Genomic DNA, 18,621 nt, shown 5'->3' with positions numbered 1-18,621 from the left:
GGTTACTGTCTAGTATGGGACAAACTCCGGTTGGATAAACTTAACGGCCGCGCCGGGCAGCGCGTCTCGCAAAAATTGCTTGCATTTTGGGAGGCAGCCACTATAATTTTCTTGGCAGATACGAATGGCAGCGGTCTGGACTAATTTGGCAGGGACTGGCCGCTATCTCCTGCCAAACCGGCGTCGGCCGGGGTCTTTCAATACCAATGCGGTTAGTTAAGGAGGGTACATAATCATGAACATGGAACTGTGGTACACCGAAAAACAAACGGAAAATCACGGTATTACGACAAAGATTACCGAGACGTTGTACAGCGAGAAAACCGAATTTCAACAATTGGATATCATCAACACCAAGCAGTTCGGCCGCATGCTCGTTCTCGACGGCATGGTCATGACCACTGATGTGGACGAGTTTGTCTACCACGAAATGATCGCCCACGTTGCCCTCAACACCCACCCGAACCCGAAAAAGGTGCTCGTCGTGGGCGGTGGCGACGGCGGTGCCATTCGCGAAATCGTCAAACACCCCTCCGTGGAAAAAGCCGTATTGGCGGAAATTGACGGTGGCGTGATCGAGGCCAGCAAAAAGTTTTTCCCGGCCATCGCCAGTGAGCTGTCCGGTAATCCGAAAGTGGACGTGCAGGTGATCGACGGCATCAAGCACATTCACGACCACAAAGGCGAGTACGACGTGATCATGGTCGACTCCACCGAGCCGGTCGGACCGGCTGTAGGCCTGTTTGAGAAAGGATTTTACCAAGGCATTTACGACGCGTTGAAACCGGATGGCATCATGGTGGCGCAGACCGAGTCCCCGTGGTTCAACCGCGACTTGATCAAACGCGTGTTCAAGGATATTAAATCGATTTTCCCGATCACCCGTCTGTATACGTGCAGCATCCCGACCTATCCGTCCGGCCTGTGGAGCTTTACGATCGGCTCCAAACAGTACGATCCGCTGGAAGTGGATGCGAGCAAGATCAAGGATTTGAACACCAAGTACTACAATGCGGAGGTTCACTACGCCGCGTTCAAGCTGCCCAACTTCGTGGCCGAGCTGACCCGCGACTAAGGATTGGGAGGAAGAAACAAGATGCGTTTTGACGAAGCGTATTCCGGCAACGTCTTTATCCGCAGCCATGGCAGCTACGAGGAGAGCCAGGCGGTCATCTACGGTATGCCGATGGACTGGACGGTCAGTTTCCGTCCCGGTTCCCGTTTCGGCCCGGCCCGCATCCGCGAGGTCTCGATTGGTCTGGAAGAGTACAGCCCGTATCTGGACAGACTGCTGGAAGACGTAAAGTATTTCGATGCGGGGGATATTCCCCTGCCGTTTGGCAACGTGGAGGGCAGCCTGGATGCGATCCGCACGTTTGTCAGCAAAATTTTGGCGGACGGCAAGTTTCCGATCGGTCTGGGCGGCGAACACCTGGTGACCTGGCCGGTAATTCAGGCTGTGTACGAAAAGTACAAGAGCGACCTGGTCATCTTCCACTTTGACGCCCACACCGACCTGCGCGACCATTACGAGGGGTATGAGTACTCCCACTCCACGCCGATCAAAAAGGCGTGCGATCTGATCGGCGGCAAAAACGTCTATTCGTTTGGCATCCGCAGCGGGATGAAGGAAGAGTTTGAGTGGGCGAAAGAAAACATGCACCTGTACAAGTACGACGTGCTGGAGCCGGTCAAACAGGTGCTGCCGACGATTGGCAACCGCCCGATCTACCTGACGATCGACATCGACGTGCTTGACCCTGCATACGCGCCGGGTACCGGCACGACCGAGGCGGGCGGCATCACCTCCCGCGAACTGCTGGAGACCATCCACTACATGGCGAAAAACGGCGCCAACGTGATCGGCTGTGACCTGGTGGAAGTGGCACCGGTCTACGATCACAGCGAGATGACCCAGATTGTGGCGTCCAAGATCGTGCGCGAGCTGATTCTGGGCTTTGTAAAATAACAGACGGTACCACAAGCGTCCCCGGTTTCACACTGGGGGCGTTTTTTTGTCGGATGGGGCGGAAGCACACGTGATGACGGGCGTTTGGGGGTCTATTATAAAACTTTTTTATTTACAAAATTAAAAATATTGCGTATGATAGTGGCAAATCCTTCCACATGCAGTTCAGGGGGCGCATTCCATGAGAGAAGTGTTTGCCAACCGTCAGTTTCGCAAGCTGTTTTTTTCCAACCTGTTTTCCGGCTTTGGTCAGGGAATGACCATGATCGGCATTGCCTGGTACTTGGTGGAAACGACCGGATCAGCCGAGCTGCTCGGCTCCACCATGTTTGTCTCGGCTGTGCTGATGTTTGTGGTCGGCCCGTACATCGGCACGTTGATCGACCGTTTTTCCCGCAAACGGATGCTGCTGGCGGAGCATGTGATCGGCATTGCCGTGCTGGCCGCCCTCGCGATGTGGGGCTTTTTCGGTCCGTATACCAAGTGGATGCTGGTCGCCGTCTACCTGGTGACGACCCTGATGTTTCAGATTCATTACCCGTCGCAGTCGGCGCTTGTCCAGGAAATGTTTGAGCCGCGGCACTACAACGACATCAACAGCCTGCTGGAGATTGAGGGACAGACGTCGTCCGTGCTGGCCGGGGGGATCGCAGGGTTTCTCCTGGAGGCATACGGGCTGCATGTCGTTTTGCTGATTAACGCCTGTACGTATCTGGCAGCCTTCGGTCTCATGGCCACCATGGCCTACACCTTTACCCTGGAGCGGGAAGTCCGGAACAACAGCGGGGTCAACTGGGTGGGCCAACTGCTCCAAAGCTGGCATTACATACGGGAAAAACGGGGCTTTCTCCTGTTTGGCATCGCGGCGTTGATGCCGTTTATTGCGGTGATGGCCGGCAACTTGTTGAAGCCTGTTTACGTGAATCAGACCTTGAAAGCGGACGTGACGGTGTTTTCGCTCGGAGAAACGGCATACGCCATCGGCGCGGTGGCGGCCGGATTCCTGGTTGCTGCCGTGACAAGGAAGTACGGCCAGGTTCCGGCGATGGTTGGCAACACGCTGCTGTTTGCTGTCGTCATGGCAGTCATGGTGGCGCTGCCCTACGGATGGGCCCTGATTGGCGCCTACATGGTGTTCGGCTGGTGCAATGCTTCTGTCCGGCTTATCCGGCAGTCGCTGTACATGACGGTCGTGCCGAAGCCGTTCATGGGACGGGTCATGAGCTTTTTCAATTCACTCGGGATGATGATGCGCTTGCTCCTGATCGGCGTGTTTACGTGGATGATTGACCGGACCGGGGCCGGGATGGGGTACCTCGTGCTCGCCGGACTGCTGCTGCTCGCCGCCGTCGGGATTGTGGGAACGATGCGCCATCTGCTGGATGAGCAGTCCGGTCAGTCGGCGGTTGCAACAAAAGAGCGATGAGGCGTACAATGGACGGGTACAAGCAGAACGGGAAGTGAGGACGATCCATGCAAGACGTGCTGATCACCCTGACCGCCAGACAGCGCACGGGAGGAGATTGGGAGGAAACAATCTATCGCTATGCCGGCCGATGCGTGGAAAAGACAGGCGGCTGGTATCTGACGTACAAGGAGCAGCTGGAAGGGGCCGGCGAGGTGAGCACGACGCTGAAGCTGGCAGACGGGACGGTCACCCTGCTGAGACAGGGCGACGTGCAGACGAAACAGCAGTTTCAGCAGGGCATGAGCCACCAGACGACCTACCGCAGTCCCTACGGGCTGTTTTCGATGGAGACCCATACACGCAAGCTGCGCATCCGGCATGAGCAGGGAAGGCCGGTCCAGGTAAGAGTAGCTTACCAGCTGTGGCTGAACAGCCAGTATATCGGCGAGCACGAACTGACGCTGAATGTGGAGTGGCCCTCCGCGACACACTGAACAAATCAAGCGGTCATAACCAACCATTGGCGATAATCTTGTGCAAACTGGTGTACTTGGAGTAAAATGATGCTAGAAAACACAAGCAGCAGAAAGGTTGCAAGCAATCGCCTGCGACCAGGCTGGTACCGTTGGTGGAAAAGAATCACAAAGGTCGGCAAACCGATGCGATTCTTTTTGGGCCAAGCGTGGTATGATAGGAACAGCAGATGCATATGGTAAAAAAGGCTACAGATGAGGCGACATCTGCAGCCTTGTACAATAGCTGCTCCCTTTACGGGATCGGCTCAGAATTTGACCGAAGTGACCTCCGGTTCTCAACTCAAGGGGAGGTCACTTCTTTTTTTGCGTCAAAGCAACAATCGCCACGACGAGACTCAGCAGGCCGACAATAAAGCCGCCGAACTGAATCATCAGGCTCATGGTTTCGTGCGTTATTGCCATGCTCTCACCTCCCCCGTTTCCGACGTGGGAGATGAGCCGACCACCCTTGAGGAGCCGATGTCTATGAGTATAGCATAATTTTCCGCTGCGGAGCATGGATCAACAGAAGGGGGAAATAACGTGCACGGCATGGAGTGATGGGCCAGGCTCGTTCGCTATAGCCGGTCGGGGCGGTTTTTTCGTACAATAAGGGTAATTCACACAAGGAAAGGGGAGGGGCATCGTGGGGTTTGCACTCGCAACCGGTGGCATGGCCGGCCTCGTTCTGGCCGCGTTTCTGGCTTTGGGAGACGGACTGTTTCAAACGTCGACGCTCTCCGTCCTGATTGACGTCAGCTATGTCCCCGGCCTGGAGGGACTGCCGTCCGTGGTCGAGCTGTTGGTCCACCTGTTGGTCAGTGCAATCGTCGCGTTTTTCATGATGTACTTTTATCCCCGAACCCGCGGCGAGCGGAGAATCAAATATCTGTCGTACTGGGTGCTCGCCTTTGCTGCGGCCTATCTGCCATTTAGTCTGCTCAGCGGCGCGGCCGTGTCGTGGGCAGATTTTTTCCTCTGGCTGCTGGGCCATCTGCTTTACACGCTGATCATCGCGGTGCAGGCGGAACGGCAGCGGTGACTGCCGAAAATTCGGCACAGTGATGATTTTTTGGCAGTTTGTTCGAAAGGAGGCTGTTACACTCCATGCCGATGTCGGAAACGGTGGAAATGCTGCAGGCCATCCTGGGAACGATCGATGAGGGAATCCACGTCGTTGATGCGAACGGCATTACCATTTATTACAATCACGTGGCGGCCAGACTGGACGGGCTGACGCCTGACGAAGTGCTGGGAAAGCCGCTGCTGGAGGTGTTTCCCTCGCTGGACCGTCACTCCAGCACACTGCTGAGGGTCATTGCGAGCGGCGAACCGATCTACGACCAGCCGCAGACCTACACCAACTGGAGAGGGATGCGGGTGGAGACGATCAATACGACGCTGCCCGTGCGGGTGGGCAATCGGCTGGTCGGGGCGGTCGAGGTGGCCAAGGATATCCGCAAGCTGAAAGAGCTGTCAGAGCGGCTGCTCGACCTGCAGGCGCAGATCAGCAAGCCGAAGCGGGCCAAGCGGAGCAAGCTGGACGGGGACGGGCTTTCCTTTCAGTTTGCCGATATCCTGACACAAAACGAACAGATGATGCGGTTAAAAGACCGCGCGAGAAAGGCGGCCCGCACTTCATCTCCGGTATTGATCTACGGAGAGACGGGGACGGGGAAGGAACTGTTCGTCCAGTCGATCCACCAGGCGTCGTCCCGCTGCGGCAAGCCGTTTATTGCGCAAAACTGCGCGGCCCTGCCGGCTTCGCTGCTGGAAAGCCTGCTGTTTGGCACGACCAAGGGCAGCTTTACCGGAGCAGACGACAGACCGGGACTGTTTGAACTGGCGGATGGCGGGACGCTGTTTCTCGACGAGTTGAACAGCATGCCGCTGGACCTGCAGGCAAAACTGCTGCGCGTGCTGCAGGACGGGCAAATCCGGCGGATCGGCAGCAGCAGCGCCGTACGTGTCGACGTGCGGGTGATCGCTGCCGTCAATGAACCGCCGCTGGAGTTGGTTCGGCGCGGCGCGCTGCGATTGGACCTGTACTACCGCATCAACGTGGTCTCCTTTGAGCTGCCGCCGCTGCGGGAGCGCAGGGAGGACGTGGACCTGCTCGTCCGCCATTTCCTCGACAAATACAATCGCCGTTTTCACATGCAGGTGCAAAACATCAGTCCGGAGGTGGCCGACCTGTTCAGGCAGTACGACTGGCCCGGCAACGTTCGCGAACTGGAGCACGTGATCGAGGCGGCGATGAACATGGTGGAGGGAGCAGTGATTGAACGGGAACACCTGCCGCCGTACTTGGCGGAGCGTTCGCTGGTGAACGGTCCGGGCGAGACCGGACCAGGGGAGATCGGATCGGCCATCCCTCCTATCGAGGCGTGGGCGGCAAAACAGCGCACGCTGCCGGAGGTGCTGCGGGAGGTGGAGGAACGGTGCATTGCCGATGCGCTGAAATCCACTGGCGGCAACGTGCTCAGGGCGGCACGGCTGTTGGGCATCCCCCGGCAGACGCTGCAGTACAAACTCTCGCAGCGGGGAGCAGGCGAACGGTAAGTGCCGAATTTTCGGCAGTCCAAAAACTCCTACAGATGGAAAATCTGCTTGCCAATGCTTTATTTTCTATATTCAAAATCTTTTGATTTGATTGGCACGACTGTTGCATTCCCTTTGTTGTTGAGGAATACACGCGTATCTTCACACAACGCAAAGGGGGATGACAAGGATGACGGTTACAGCCAAACGTGACTGGCGCCAGATCGAAATGTGGAAAGACGTCACCGAAGAACAATGGAACGACTGGATGTGGCAGCTCACCCACACCATTCGGACTGTAGATGAATTGAAACAGGTGATCAACCTGACACCGGAGGAGGAAGAGGGTGTACGCATTTCCAACCAGACCATCCCGCTCAACATCACGCCCTATTACGCCATGCTGATGGACCCGGACGATCCGAAAGATCCGGTCCGCATGCAGTCCGTTCCGCTTTCCTCCGAGATGGTTCGGACCAAATACGACATGGAAGACCCGCTGCACGAGGACACTGATTCACCGGTGCCGGGCCTGACGCACCGGTATCCGGACAGGGTGCTGTTTTTGGTCACCAACCAGTGTTCGATGTACTGTCGTTACTGTACGCGCCGCCGCTTCTCCGGCCAGATCGGCATGGGCGTGCCGAAAAAGCAGCTGGACGCCTGTATCGACTACATCCGCCGTACGCCGGAAGTGCGCGACGTGCTCCTCTCCGGGGGCGACGGTCTGCTGATCAACGACCGCATCCTGGAGTACATTTTGAGCAATTTGCGGGCCATCCCGCACGTGGAGATCATCCGCATCGGCACGCGCGCTCCGGTGGTGTTCCCGCAGCGGATCACGGAAAACCTGTGCAACATCCTGAAAAAATACCATCCCATATGGCTCAACACGCACTTTAACCACCCGAAGGAGATTACCCCGGAAGCGAAGCGGGCCTGCGAAATGCTGGCCAACGCCGGCGTGCCGCTCGGCAACCAGTCGGTTATCCTGGCGGGCATCAACGATTGTCCGAATACGATGAAAAAGCTGGTGCACGAGCTGGTCAAGATTCGCGTACGGCCGTACTACATCTACCAGTGCGACCTGTCCGAGGGGATCGGCCACTTCCGCGCGCCGGTCAGCAAAGGGATCGAGATCATCGAACACCTGCGAGGCCATACCTCCGGCTATGCGGTGCCGACGTTCGTGGTGGACGCGCCGCATGGCGGCGGCAAAATTCCCGTCATGCCCAACTACATCATTTCGCAGTCGGCCGACAAAGTGGTGCTGCGCAACTTTGAGGGCGTGATTACCTCGTATCCCGAGCCGAAAAACTACCACGCCCACGACGAGGAGAATTGCGAGTACTGTCAGGCTGCCAAGGGCAAAGCCGTCGGCATCGCCGCGCTGATGAGAGACGAAGCCGACAACCTGGAGCCGGCTGACCTGCCGCGCAACAAGCGGATTCAGGCGACCAAGATCAAATCGCTGGCAGACATCCGGCAGGAACAAAAAGAAAAGAAATTGCAGAAAGAACAAGAACACAAAGAGGTGTCCGGCAAATAGGCCGGATGGACCGCATAGGCTGACAAGGCCGCCAGGGAAGCCAGGGTTGCTGGCATTCTCTGGCGGCTGTTTGCGTGGAGGAGATTTGCAGGTGACGAATGGGAGCAATCTGTGTTAATATCAGGGCAGACGATTCTGAACGAACGCTCAGTCTGGACAGGCTGCCGCGGTTTGACAAGCGTTTGTGTAGGAATCAACATAATGAGTGAATAGTCATTCATTTTTTCTTGCGATTCTGATAAGATAGAAAAAAACGGACGAACATGAAAAGGGGGAGAAGACCTTGCTGGCCTTGCTCAATCTGATCGCGTTTTTCCTGGTGCTCGCTTACGGTCTGTACCTGGTCTGCCACGTCCTGTACAGCCGGTATCTGTTTATCAAACTGGGCAAAAAGCCGGACGTCAAGGACGACTTCGGCACGCGCCTGAATTTGCTGCTGGAAAACGTCGTCTTTCACAAAAAGCTGTTGAAGGACAAAAAGAGCGGCATCATGCACGTCGTCATGTTTTACGGCTTCATTATCCTGCAGTTTGGCGCCATTGAACTGATCGTGAAAGGTCTGGTGAAGGGCTTTGAACTGCCATTTGGCAGCGCTCACAAGTACTTCAGCCTGATGCAGGAGATCACTGTCTTTCTGATTCTCGCGGCAGTCAGCTACGCGTTCTACCGCCGGTATATCGAAAAGCTGAAGCGGCTGAAGCGCGGATTCAAATCGGGACTGGTGCTGCTGTTCATTTCCACGCTGATGGCAACAGTTTTGTTCTCACTCGCGTTTGAGCAGCTCTGGTTGGGGCACGAACCGTCCGGCTACGCGCCGTTTTCCTCGCTGATCGCGATGGCGTTCGCCGGCATCCCCAATACCGCGGCGGCCGCGCTGTTCTACGTGTTCTGGTGGCTGCACCTGCTGATCCTTTTGGCCTTCGCCGTGTACGTGCCGCAGTCCAAGCACGCTCACCTGATTTTTGCGCCGATCAACGTCTGGTTCAAAAAACTGGACCCGCCCGGCAAACTGTCCAAAATCGACTTTGAAGACGAGACGCAGGAAGTGTTTGGGGTCGGCCGGATTGAGGATTTCACCCAGACGCAGCTGATCGACCTGTACGCCTGTGTGGAGTGCGGTCGCTGCACCAGCATGTGTCCCGCCTCCGGCACCGGCAAGATGCTCTCCCCGATGGAATTGATCACCAAGATGCGGGATCATTTGACGGAAAAAGGAGCGGCGATCACCTCCCGCACGCCGTGGATGCCGAGCTTCGCCTTTACCGGCTCGACCGCCAACCAACTGGCGCTGCAGGCGTCGGAAGTGGCGGCGGCGTCCGAGGGAGCGACCGCAGTCGCCTACGAGAAAAACCTGATCGGCGACGTGATTACCGAGCAGGAGCTGTGGGCCTGCACCACCTGCCGCAACTGTGAGGATCAGTGCCCGGTGATGAACGAGCACGTGGAAAAAATCATCGACATGCGCCGCTACCTGGTGATGACTGAGGGCAGCATGCCGCAAGAGGCGCAGCGGGCGCTGAACAACATCGAGCGGCAGGGCAACCCGTGGGGCATCAACCGCAAGGACCGACTGAAGTGGATCGAAGGGCTGAACGGCCAATACGACGTGCCGACCGTGCAGCAGGTGGAGGAATTCGAGTATCTGTTCTGGGTCGGCTCGATGGGCTCGTTTGACAACCGCAGCCAGAAGATTACGCAGGCGTTTGTCAAGCTGATGCACGAAGCCGGGGTAAGCTTTGCCATTCTCGGCAACGAGGAGAAAAACTCCGGTGACACCGCTCGCCGCATCGGCAACGAGTTTCTGTTCCAGCAGCTCGCCCAGGAGAACATCGCGCTGTTCCAGGCTTACGGCGTGAAGAAGATCGTCACCTGCGACCCGCATGCCTACAACACCTTTAAAAACGAGTACCCCGAGTTCGGCCTGGAGGCGGAGGTGTATCACCACTCCGAGCTGCTCGCCCAGTGGGTCAAGGAAGGACGTCTGAAGCCGACCAAGGAAGTAAAGGAGCGCATCACTTACCACGACTCCTGTTACCTGGGCCGCTACAACGAGATTTACGACAAGCCGCGTGAGATCCTCACGGCGATTCCAGGCGTGGAGATTGTGGAAATGAAGCGGAGCGGCTGCGACAGCATGTGCTGCGGTGCCGGCGGCGGCCTGATGTGGATGGAGGAGCACGAAGGCACCCGCATCAACGTGGCGCGCACCGAGCAGGCGCTGGAAGTAAATCCGACGGCCATCGCCAGCGCGTGTCCGTACTGTTTGACAATGATGAACGACGGCATCAAGATGAAAGAAATGGAGGATCAGGTCAAAACCCGCGACATTGCCGAGATTCTCGCCGATGCCTTGTGATTTTGAAGAGTGTTTTTGGTGTGCTAATCCCTGCCCTGTCTAAGGGTGGGGATTTTTTTGCATAAAACGCAATAATAGGGGGTATCAATCGTTTCTCTTTTTTACCTAGTAAGTGAAAACGACAATGACCGGTCTAAAGTCGTTTATCTACTAGCTAAAGGAGAGAATATGATGGCGTTGATACCAATTCCAACAGAACCTGTTAAAGTTGATGGTGTTCGAGATACTTATGTAGACTTGAATCCAAATACCGATCCCAATGATAAAGTACAAGCTTTCGTTGATGCGTTCAAACGAGTTGCCGAAGATGCTAGCGATGAATGTTATGGCTTGCCTGTTGAGGTAATCCTCGCTATGTGGGGAGGAGAATCAGGATGGGGTGCAAGTAAAACACAACGAAACAATCAAAATTGGTCAAACATGAAATATGTAAGTAGTTCCAATCCACCAGGAAACTATGGCAAAGGAGAAGGCGGATGGGCTGCTTATATCGGTCGCAGTACCCATGCTAACTCCTTTGCGCGGTTCTTTAAAGAAAATAGCCGATACTCTGCGTTAATCAATTATTTGAAAAGCACAAACAACCCCAGTTCAGAAAAATGCATACGATACATCGCGGATGCCGGGTATGGCGGCTCCGACCATGATCAATACTATGATGAAGTAATGGGGTATCTGGAAACACTCCGCAGACGAAGCAATCTGTAGTTTGGAAAGAAGCACCATGTATATGGTGCTTCTTTGTTATAGTCCCGTGTGCAGAGCTAAATGTAGATCGATTTCTTTTTTCACCCAGCCGCCATAATCTTTAACCTGATAGATCTTCCATTCATCCAGATTATGCGGGTTCTGCACACCGACAAAGGCGTCATTTGGATTCTGCGGATCAAGATAAATCACGATATCCTTTCGAGGGAATTCATTTACCCCGCTTTCCGGAATGAAGGGCTTTTGGACAATTCTTATGTACACTTTGTCATATTGACTTGTTCCTTCTTCCAGTTTTTCTTGCAGGAATGGCAGTTTTTGCTCGTCCCCCAATTCCTCGCCGTCTCTTCGATAAGCAAACCTGTACAAATCTTTGGCATTCACAAGAATCCCCATGCAGCGCGAAGGATTCTCGAAAACAAAACGATCATGCCCTCTTTGCACCACAAGCTTTTCCACTTCTTCAGCCTGTGAATCCACTGAATGTGGCGCCGATACCTGCTCATGATTATGTTCTCCCTGGGAAGAAACGGCACTGCACCCGCTTGCGATTCCGAGCAATATGAGGAAAAGAATACATTTTTTCATGTATGCCGCACACCTTTCCATCGCCCTTTGTTTAGATACTATATTGGACGAGTGAAATTCCAATAAGTTTCATATTTTGGAAAACCGTGCATCTATCAAGCGAAAACATTCGAAAAAACCGGATGTTTTACTAACAGGAAATTTACCTAGAGAACAGGGGGGATTCGATGGAAAATCAGTCAATGTTTGATTACTATCGCCAAATGTTAAAACGGATCGCATGGAGATTACAGTATCAAGCAAATAAAGTATATCGCCATGAAAGCGTGCTTGAGGATGTATGGACAAAAGAACACAAGGGATTGGTAGTATCAGATCTATTTGTTAAGGAGTTGCTCAGTAGCCTTCCTGATAGAGGACGTTTTATCCTTCAAAAGGTGGTGATTGAAGGCATACCTGAAAGAGAAGTGGCGAAGCAACTTAATATTTCACAGAAACGAGTAAATGTTTGCAAAACAAAGTATTTACAGCAGCTACGTCAAAAACTCATTTCTGATTGACAGCGGGACTATACGGAACCAACAGCCCCTTGGATTTTGCGCTCCCATACAGCGTCAGAAAGGCAAGCGGGATGCCCGTCCGGCAACGAATGGCTGCCGGACTGACAAGAAAAGTCAGGCGTCCTTTTTTTCGTATTACATTGACTATTCAGACGGGAGACGGCAAAATGAAAGTAAGCAAAAATGAGCGATCGCTCGATCATTTTGTAATGAATGCCATGCAGCGAGGAGGAGCCGAGATGAAAACAGTAATTGCGGGGGCGGCACGCACCCCGTTTGGCAAGTTCGGCGGCGCGCTGAAAGACGTTTCCGCAGTTGATCTGGGGGCCATTGCGATCAAGGAAGCACTCAAGCGGGCCGGCGTGTCCGGCGAGCAGGTGGACGAAGTGATCATGGGCATGGTCGTACAGGCGGGAGCGGGGCAGGTGCCCTCCCGTCAGGCGGCCCGCAAGGCGGGACTGCCGTGGAACGTGGCCAGCCAGACCATCAACAAGGTGTGCGCTTCCGGGATGAGGGCGGTCACCATGGCCGACCAGATCATCCGCGCCGGAGACGGGCAGATCATCGTGGCTGGCGGCATGGAGAGCATGAGCAGTGCGCCGTATGCACTGCCCAACGCGCGGTACGGCCTGCGCATGGGCGATGCGGTTGTGCGCGACCTGATGATGTACGACGGGCTGACCTGCCCGTTTGATCAAGTGCCGATGGCCGTCCACGGCAGCAACGTGGCGGAGGAGTACGGCATCACCCGCGAGGAGCAGGACCGTTGGGCGCTGCGCAGCCAGCAGCGAGCGGCCAGGGCGATGGCGGCCGGTCTGTTCGACGAGGAAATCGTGCCGGTGCCGGTACCGCAGAAAAAGGGCGATCCACTCCTCGTCACCAAAGACGAGGCGCCGCGTCCCGACACCACGCTGGAGGTGCTGGCCAAACTGCCGCCGGTGTACAAAAAGGACGGCACGATTACCGCCGGCAACGCGCCTGGCATCAACGACGGCGCGGCAGCGATGGTGCTGATGGCGGAGGACAAGGCGGCCGAATTGGGGATTCGCCCGCTGGCAGTCATTCTGGGTCACGCGCAGGTGGGCGCGGAGGCGCCGTACATCGCCACCACGCCGGGACTGGCGATCCAAAAGCTGCTGGAAAAGACCGGCACGCGGCTGGACGAGATCGATCTGTTTGAAGTGAACGAGGCATTTGCCGCCGTTATCCTGACCAGCGCCAAGATCGTCGGTTGGGACGAAGAAAAGGTAAACGTCAACGGCGGGGCGATCGCGCTCGGCCATCCGATCGGGGCGAGCGGGGCGCGAATTATCATGCACCTCGTGTACGAACTGCGGCGCCGCGGGGGCGGGTTGGGCGTTGCCGCCATTTGCAGCGGAGCGGCCCAGGGAGACGCGGTTCTGATCAAGGTGTTCTAGTCTCTGCGGGGACCGGTTGCGTTTGGACGGGTGAATAAAAGGCATTGTTGCGAGGAAGGGGACGTGTTTATGAACATTCAAACGATCATGGTCGTAGGTGCGGGACAGATGGGCAGCGGCATCGCCCAGGTGGCGGCGCAGGCCGGTTTTCGGGTGATTCTCCACGACATCCGGCAGGAATTTGTGGACCGCGGCCGGCAGACGATTGAGAAAAATCTGGCCCGCAGCGTGGAAAAAGGCAAAATGAGTGCGGAAGACAAAGAGGCGGTGCTGGCCCGCCTGACCCTCTCCGTCGATCTGACGGATGGCCGTGACGCAGACTTTGTGGTGGAAGCGGTTACGGAAAACATGGGCGTGAAAGCGGAGATTTTCCGCCAGCTGGACGAGATCTGCCCGGCGCACACGGTGCTGGCCAGCAACACCTCCTCGCTGCCGATTACGGAAATCGCTGCCGTGACCAAACGGCCGGAAAAAGTAATCGGCATGCATTTCATGAACCCGGTGCCGGTGATGAAGCTGGTCGAGATCATCCGCGGCCTGCAGACGGCGGACGAGGTGTATCAGTTGACGGAGGACCTGGCCAAACAGATGGGCAAAGTACCGGTCAGCGTCAACGACTTTCCCGGATTCGTCTCCAACCGCGTGCTGATGCCGATGATCAACGAGGCGATCTACTGCGTGTACGAAGGCGTGGCCGAGCCGGAAGCAATTGATGAGGTGATGAAGCTGGGCATGAACCATCCGATGGGGCCGTTGACGCTGGCCGACTTCATCGGGCTGGATACCTGCCTGTACATCATGGAAGTGCTGTACGAAGGTTTCGGCGACTCCAAATACAGGCCGTGCCCGCTGCTGCGCAAGTACGTCAAGGCTGGCTGGCTCGGCCGTAAATCGGGACGAGGCTTCTACGTCTACAACTAGAATCTGTACGCGGCAAAGAGGGAGGACGCGATGGATTTCCGATTTAGCGAAGAGCATGAGATGATGCGCCGGATGGTGCAAGATTTTGCCCAAAAGGAGATCGCTCCGTTCGTTCCCGTCATGGAAGAGACGGAACAGTTTCCCCGCCACATCGTGAAAAAAATGGGGGAAACCGGCTTGATGGGCATTCCGGTACCGGAAGAATGGGGCGGAGCTGGCGCTGACTTCATCTCGTACATTCTGGCCATTCACGAGATTTCCAAAGTAAGCGCCACCGTGGGCGTGATTCTCTCCGTGCACACCTCTGTCGGCACCAATCCGATCCTGTATTTCGGAAGCGACGAGCAAAAGCGAAAGTACCTGCCCAAGCTGGCCAGCGGCGAATACCTCGGTGCGTTTGCGCTGACCGAGCCGCAGGCGGGATCGGATGCGGGCAATATCCGCACGACGGCCGTCCGCAAAGGGGATGAATACATCCTCAACGGCAACAAGGTGTTCATCACCAACGGCGGCGAGGCGGACGTATACATCACATTTGCCGTGACCGACCCGTCCCAGGGGCGAAGGGGCATCTCCGCGTTTATCGTGGAAAAGGATACGCCAGGCTTTATCGTCGGCAAAAAGGAAAAGAAGATGGGGCTGTTTGGTTCCAATACGACGGAACTGATTTTCGACAACGCGCGGGTGCCGGCCGAAAACCTGCTCGGGCAGGAAGGCATTGGATTCAAGATTGCCATGGCCAACCTCGACTATGGCCGGATCGGCATCGCCGCGCAGGCGCTGGGCATCGCGGAAGCAGCCGTTCAGTACGCGACCGATTACGCCAAGGAACGGAAGCAATTCGGCCAGCCGATTATCAAGCAGCAGGCGGTCGCCTTCAAGCTGGCCGACATGGCGACGCGGGCGGAAGCGGCGCGGCTGCTGGTCTACCGGGCCGCCTTCCTGCGCAGCCGCGGGCTTGCGTGCGGCATGGAAGCGTCCATGGCCAAAAAGTTTGCCTCCGACGCGGCGATGATAAACGCCACTGAGGCGGTGCAGATCTTCGGCGGATACGGGTACACCCGGGAGTACCCGGTGGAGCGGCTGTTCCGCGACGCCAAGGTGACGCAAATCTACGAGGGCACCACCCAGATTCAGCACATTGTGATCGCCAAACATCTGCTGTCCACTTGAGAAACGGGACGCACGAATAACCATGACGCAGGGGAGTGGGGAACATGAATTTTCATCTGACGGAAGAGCAGGAAATGCTCCGCAAAATGATTCGCGACTTCGCGGAGAACCAGGTGGCGCCGACAGCGGCGGAGCGCGATGAGGAAGAGCGCTTTGACCGGTCCATTTTTGAACAGATGGCGGAGCTGGGGCTGACCGGCATTCCCTGGCCGGAGAAGTACGGCGGCGCGGGAGCCGACTACCTCAGCTACGTGCTCGCCGTGGAGGAGCTGTCCCGCGTGGACGCGTCCATCGGTGTCACGCTGTCCGCCCACGTTTCGCTGGCGAGCTGGCCGATTTACAAGTTCGGCACGGAAGAACAGAAGCAGAAGTACCTGCGGCCGCTGGCGGAAGGCAAAAAGCTGGGCGCTTACTGCCTGACCGAGCCCGGCTCCGGGTCCGACGCTGCCGGGATGCGCACCACTGCCGTGCGCGACGGCGATCACTACGTGCTAAACGGCTCCAAGATTTTTATCACCAACGCGGGCGAGGCGGAGATTTACATCGTCTTTGCCTTGACCAATCCGGAGCTGAAGCACAAGGGAATCACCGCCTTTATCGTGGAAAAAGGCATGCCCGGCTTTACGATGGGCAAAAAGGAAAAGAAGCTGGGGATTCGCTCGTCGCCGACGCTCGCCGTCAACTTTGAGGACGTCCGCGTTCCCGTGGAAAACGTGCTCGGTGAAGAAGGACAGGGCTTCAAGATCGCGATGATGACGCTGGATGGCGGGCGCAACGGCATCGCCGCCCAGGCGCTGGGCATCGCGCAGGGGGCGTTTGATCACGCGCTGGCGTACGCCAAGGAACGGCACCAGTTCGGCAAACCGATCGCGTCGCTGCAGGCGATTCAATTCAAGCTGGCCGACATGGCGACGAAAATCGAGGCGGCTCGACTGCTCACCTACCAGGCGGCATGGCTGGAAGACCAGGGGCTGCCCTACGGCAAGGCATCGGCGATGTCCAAGGTATTTGCCGGCGATATCGCCATGGAAGTGACGACGGAGGCGGTGCAGATCTTTGGCGGCTACGGGTACACCCGCGAGTATCCGGTGGAACGCTTCATGCGCGACGCCAAGATCACTCAGATTTACGAAGGAACCAACGAGATTCAGCGAGTTGTCATCAGCAACTACCTGCTGAAAGAGTAAGATGCAGCACAGTACAGGGCGAGAAGAGGGCTTTTCATGCACGAGATCACACGGCGCATCCTGGCGGGCGACGCGCGCGGGGCAGCCCGCGCCATCACCTGCATCGAAAACGATTATCCGGAGCGGTCGCAGATCCTGCGGGAACTGTTTCCTCACACCGGCCGGGCGAAGCTGATCGGCATTACCGGGACGCCGGGCGCGGGCAAAAGCTCGCTGGTGGACTGTCTGATCAGCTACCTGCGCACATTGGGGTTGAAAATCGGCGTGGTGGCGGTTGATCCGACCAGCCCGTTTACCGGCGGCGCGCTTCTGGGCGACCGCGTGCGGATGCAGAACCACGCGCTGGACAGCGGTGTGTTTATCCGCAGCATGGGGACGCGGGGCAGTCTCGGCGGCCTTTCCCGCAACACGCGGGACGCCGTGCGGGTGCTGGACGCGTACGGCTGTGACGTCATCCTGATCGAGACGGTCGGGGTAGGGCAGTCGGAGCTGGACGTGATGACCATCGCTGATACGACGGTGGTGGTGCTTACTCCCGGCGGAGGCGATTCGGTCCAAGCGTTCAAGGCGGGCATCATGGAGATTGCCGATCTGTTCGTGATCAACAAAGCCGATCTGCCGGGCGTGGAAAAGCTGCGGATCGAAGTGGAACAGATGCTGGATCTGGCCAAGCATGACGCGCCTTGGCGTCCGCCGATCGTCCAGACGGTCTCCACGCGCGGCCAGGGAATGGCTGAGCTGTGGGAGCAGGTGGGACTGCACCAGCGCTTTTTGCAGGAGAGCGGAGAGGGGCAGATACGCCGCTCCCGCCACCTGCAGGAGGAAGTGCTGGACATCGTTCGCGATTCTCTCTACCAGCGGCTGCTGGGCAGCATCGAAGCGGGCCGGTACCGGGACGAACTGGAGCGAGTGGCAGCGCGGGAAGCCGACCCGTACTCCACTGCCGACCGAATTGTCCGCGAGTGGTGGGGACAGACTCCCTGAGCGGAGGAATAAAGAAAGATTGGCGTTAGGCGCTCTCTCGACGTATAATATACGGGATATAATAGAAAGAGAGCGTTGCGGTCTTTCTTTTTCCAAATGTTGCCTGACCAAACGCTCAGTCGGTTGGAGAGGTGTAAGAAATCATGTCTGAAAGACGAAAAACCATACCGTCCCTGGTAAAGGACCCCAAGCTGATCGAAAAGCGGCGGGAGCAGATTATTGAAGCGGCTGTCGATCTGTTCATCAACAAAGGGTTTCACAAGACGACCACGCGGGAGATCGCCCGTGCGTCCGGATTCAGCATCGGCACCCTGTACGAATACATCGAATCCAAGGAAGACGTCCTCTATCTGGTGTGCGACGCCATCCACGCGGAAGTGGAAAGCCGCCTGCGCGAGGCGATCACGTTCAACGGCACCGGCTTGAAAATCCTGAAGCTGGCGCTGAAGAGCTTTTTCCGCGTGATGGACCAAATGAGCGACCGCGTCCTGTTGATCTATCAGGAGTCCAAGTCGCTGCCGAAAGAGACGCTGCGCTACGTGCTGCAGCGCGAGGAAGAAATTACGCAGATTTTCGAGGAGATTCTGCGCAAAGGCATTGCCGACGGGTCCATCGGTATTGACGAGAAGCACGTCAAGCTGATGGCTGACAACATCATGGTGCTGGGTGAAATGTGGGTATTCCGCCGCTGGGCGTTAAAGCGGCACTACACACTGGAGGAGTTCACCGAGAAGCAGACGGCTTTGCTTTTGCGGGAGGTCAGCGTCTCCGAGTAAACGAGTAACTTGATATTCGGGGAGAGTG

18 protein-coding genes are annotated in these 18,621 nt (G+C 56.6%); 16 read left to right on the top strand and 2 right to left on the bottom strand.

Annotated elements, in window-relative coordinates; translation table 11 throughout:
- Nucleotides 1-241 precede the first annotated feature (241 nt).
- From speE to KDN35_RS09085, 4 genes are all read left to right on the top strand, one after another.
- Nucleotides 242-1,075 carry a polyamine aminopropyltransferase gene (gene speE / locus KDN35_RS09100; RefSeq protein ID WP_171564199.1) on the top strand — a complete coding sequence of 278 codons (834 nt, stop codon included), beginning with the start codon at nucleotides 242-244 and terminating at the stop codon, nucleotides 1,073-1,075.
- Nucleotides 1,076-1,096: 21 nt separating this feature from the next.
- The gene (gene speB, locus KDN35_RS09095) at nucleotides 1,097-1,969 is read left to right on the top strand and encodes an agmatinase (protein WP_171564032.1); all 873 of its coding nucleotides are present in this window, start codon (nucleotides 1,097-1,099) and stop codon (nucleotides 1,967-1,969) included.
- A 181-nt stretch (nucleotides 1,970-2,150) separates the two neighbouring features.
- The gene (locus KDN35_RS09090) at nucleotides 2,151-3,395 is read left to right on the top strand and encodes an MFS transporter (RefSeq protein ID WP_212132577.1); all 1,245 of its coding nucleotides are present in this window, start codon (nucleotides 2,151-2,153) and stop codon (nucleotides 3,393-3,395) included.
- 47 nt (nucleotides 3,396-3,442) lie between these two features.
- Complete coding sequence (locus tag KDN35_RS09085; protein WP_171564034.1) at nucleotides 3,443-3,871, top strand: YwiB family protein; 429 nt, start codon at nucleotides 3,443-3,445, stop codon at nucleotides 3,869-3,871.
- 333 nt (nucleotides 3,872-4,204) lie between these two features.
- Here KDN35_RS09085 and KDN35_RS19870 read toward each other — a convergent pair whose 3' ends face one another.
- On the bottom strand, nucleotides 4,205-4,315 hold the full coding sequence (locus KDN35_RS19870) for a putative holin-like toxin (protein ID WP_230077523.1): 111 nt from the start codon (nucleotides 4,313-4,315) through the stop codon (nucleotides 4,205-4,207).
- 223 nt (nucleotides 4,316-4,538) lie between these two features.
- On the opposite strand from KDN35_RS19870, the gene KDN35_RS09075 reads away from it, so the two are divergent.
- The 5 genes from KDN35_RS09075 (at nucleotide 4,539) to KDN35_RS09055 (ending at nucleotide 11,046) form a co-directional block, all read left to right on the top strand.
- The gene (locus KDN35_RS09075) at nucleotides 4,539-4,934 is read left to right on the top strand and encodes a hypothetical protein (protein ID WP_230077522.1); all 396 of its coding nucleotides are present in this window, start codon (nucleotides 4,539-4,541) and stop codon (nucleotides 4,932-4,934) included.
- A gap of 65 nt (nucleotides 4,935-4,999) precedes the next feature.
- A complete protein-coding gene (locus tag KDN35_RS09070; protein ID WP_171564036.1) occupies nucleotides 5,000-6,454 on the top strand; it encodes a sigma-54 interaction domain-containing protein in 1,455 nt (484 codons plus the stop codon).
- A gap of 169 nt (nucleotides 6,455-6,623) precedes the next feature.
- Entirely contained in the window at nucleotides 6,624-7,982 is a 1,359-nt protein-coding gene (kamA, locus tag KDN35_RS09065) for a lysine 2,3-aminomutase (protein WP_171564037.1), read from the top strand.
- 283 nt (nucleotides 7,983-8,265) lie between these two features.
- Complete coding sequence (locus KDN35_RS09060; protein ID WP_212132575.1) at nucleotides 8,266-10,338, top strand: (Fe-S)-binding protein; 2,073 nt, start codon at nucleotides 8,266-8,268, stop codon at nucleotides 10,336-10,338.
- A 171-nt stretch (nucleotides 10,339-10,509) separates the two neighbouring features.
- Nucleotides 10,510-11,046, top strand: coding sequence for a glucosaminidase domain-containing protein (locus KDN35_RS09055; RefSeq protein WP_171564040.1), 537 nt, complete (start codon nucleotides 10,510-10,512; stop codon nucleotides 11,044-11,046).
- A 36-nt stretch (nucleotides 11,047-11,082) separates the two neighbouring features.
- On the opposite strand, the gene KDN35_RS09050 is transcribed toward KDN35_RS09055, so the two are convergent.
- The gene (locus tag KDN35_RS09050; protein WP_171564041.1) at nucleotides 11,083-11,634 is read right to left on the bottom strand and encodes a hypothetical protein; all 552 of its coding nucleotides are present in this window, start codon (nucleotides 11,632-11,634) and stop codon (nucleotides 11,083-11,085) included.
- Between the two features lie 167 nt (nucleotides 11,635-11,801).
- Here KDN35_RS09050 and KDN35_RS09045 point away from each other — a divergent pair, with 167 nt between their 5' ends.
- The 7 genes from KDN35_RS09045 to KDN35_RS09015 all read left to right on the top strand — a co-directional run bounded on the left by KDN35_RS09045 (nucleotide 11,802) and on the right by KDN35_RS09015 (nucleotide 18,593).
- The gene (locus KDN35_RS09045) at nucleotides 11,802-12,134 is read left to right on the top strand and encodes a sigma factor-like helix-turn-helix DNA-binding protein (RefSeq protein WP_171564042.1); all 333 of its coding nucleotides are present in this window, start codon (nucleotides 11,802-11,804) and stop codon (nucleotides 12,132-12,134) included.
- A 239-nt stretch (nucleotides 12,135-12,373) separates the two neighbouring features.
- A complete protein-coding gene (locus KDN35_RS09040; protein ID WP_212132574.1) occupies nucleotides 12,374-13,552 on the top strand; it encodes an acetyl-CoA C-acetyltransferase in 1,179 nt (392 codons plus the stop codon).
- Nucleotides 13,553-13,621: 69 nt separating this feature from the next.
- Nucleotides 13,622-14,473, top strand: a complete 852-nt coding sequence (locus tag KDN35_RS09035) for a 3-hydroxybutyryl-CoA dehydrogenase (protein ID WP_171564044.1) — start codon at nucleotides 13,622-13,624, stop codon at nucleotides 14,471-14,473.
- Nucleotides 14,474-14,503: 30 nt separating this feature from the next.
- The gene (locus KDN35_RS09030) at nucleotides 14,504-15,646 is read left to right on the top strand and encodes an acyl-CoA dehydrogenase (protein WP_212132573.1); all 1,143 of its coding nucleotides are present in this window, start codon (nucleotides 14,504-14,506) and stop codon (nucleotides 15,644-15,646) included.
- A gap of 44 nt (nucleotides 15,647-15,690) precedes the next feature.
- Nucleotides 15,691-16,833, top strand: coding sequence for an acyl-CoA dehydrogenase (locus KDN35_RS09025; RefSeq protein WP_171564046.1), 1,143 nt, complete (start codon nucleotides 15,691-15,693; stop codon nucleotides 16,831-16,833).
- A 36-nt stretch (nucleotides 16,834-16,869) separates the two neighbouring features.
- Nucleotides 16,870-17,817: a methylmalonyl Co-A mutase-associated GTPase MeaB gene (gene meaB / locus KDN35_RS09020; RefSeq protein ID WP_171564048.1), complete on the top strand. Its 948-nt coding sequence runs from the start codon at nucleotides 16,870-16,872 to the stop codon at nucleotides 17,815-17,817.
- A gap of 143 nt (nucleotides 17,818-17,960) precedes the next feature.
- Nucleotides 17,961-18,593: a TetR/AcrR family transcriptional regulator gene (locus KDN35_RS09015; RefSeq protein WP_171564049.1), complete on the top strand. Its 633-nt coding sequence runs from the start codon at nucleotides 17,961-17,963 to the stop codon at nucleotides 18,591-18,593.
- Nucleotides 18,594-18,621: the final 28 nt, after the last annotated feature.

The sequence above is a fragment of the Brevibacillus sp. NL20B1 genome (genome assembly GCF_018195675.1).
Taxonomy (GTDB): Bacteria; Bacillota; Bacilli; order Brevibacillales; family Brevibacillaceae; genus Brevibacillus; species Brevibacillus aydinogluensis.
This window is presented reverse-complemented; position numbering and strand designations above follow the sequence as displayed.

Coding starts and splice junctions, on each gene's coding strand:
- speE (WP_171564199.1), top strand. CDS start 242: ATGGAACTGTGGTACACCGAAAAACAAACGGAAAATCACGGTATTACG.
- speB (WP_171564032.1), top strand. CDS start 1,097: ATGCGTTTTGACGAAGCGTATTCCGGCAACGTCTTTATCCGCAGCCAT.
- KDN35_RS09090 (WP_212132577.1), top strand. CDS start 2,151: ATGAGAGAAGTGTTTGCCAACCGTCAGTTTCGCAAGCTGTTTTTTTCC.
- KDN35_RS09085 (WP_171564034.1), top strand. CDS start 3,443: ATGCAAGACGTGCTGATCACCCTGACCGCCAGACAGCGCACGGGAGGA.
- KDN35_RS19870 (WP_230077523.1), bottom strand. CDS start 4,315: ATGGCAATAACGCACGAAACCATGAGCCTGATGATTCAGTTCGGCGGC.
- KDN35_RS09070 (WP_171564036.1), top strand. CDS start 5,000: ATGCCGATGTCGGAAACGGTGGAAATGCTGCAGGCCATCCTGGGAACG.
- kamA (WP_171564037.1), top strand. CDS start 6,624: ATGACGGTTACAGCCAAACGTGACTGGCGCCAGATCGAAATGTGGAAA.
- KDN35_RS09055 (WP_171564040.1), top strand. CDS start 10,510: ATGGCGTTGATACCAATTCCAACAGAACCTGTTAAAGTTGATGGTGTT.
- KDN35_RS09050 (WP_171564041.1), bottom strand. CDS start 11,634: ATGAAAAAATGTATTCTTTTCCTCATATTGCTCGGAATCGCAAGCGGG.
- KDN35_RS09045 (WP_171564042.1), top strand. CDS start 11,802: ATGGAAAATCAGTCAATGTTTGATTACTATCGCCAAATGTTAAAACGG.
- KDN35_RS09040 (WP_212132574.1), top strand. CDS start 12,374: ATGAAAACAGTAATTGCGGGGGCGGCACGCACCCCGTTTGGCAAGTTC.
- KDN35_RS09035 (WP_171564044.1), top strand. CDS start 13,622: ATGAACATTCAAACGATCATGGTCGTAGGTGCGGGACAGATGGGCAGC.
- KDN35_RS09030 (WP_212132573.1), top strand. CDS start 14,504: ATGGATTTCCGATTTAGCGAAGAGCATGAGATGATGCGCCGGATGGTG.
- KDN35_RS09025 (WP_171564046.1), top strand. CDS start 15,691: ATGAATTTTCATCTGACGGAAGAGCAGGAAATGCTCCGCAAAATGATT.
- meaB (WP_171564048.1), top strand. CDS start 16,870: ATGCACGAGATCACACGGCGCATCCTGGCGGGCGACGCGCGCGGGGCA.
- KDN35_RS09015 (WP_171564049.1), top strand. CDS start 17,961: ATGTCTGAAAGACGAAAAACCATACCGTCCCTGGTAAAGGACCCCAAG.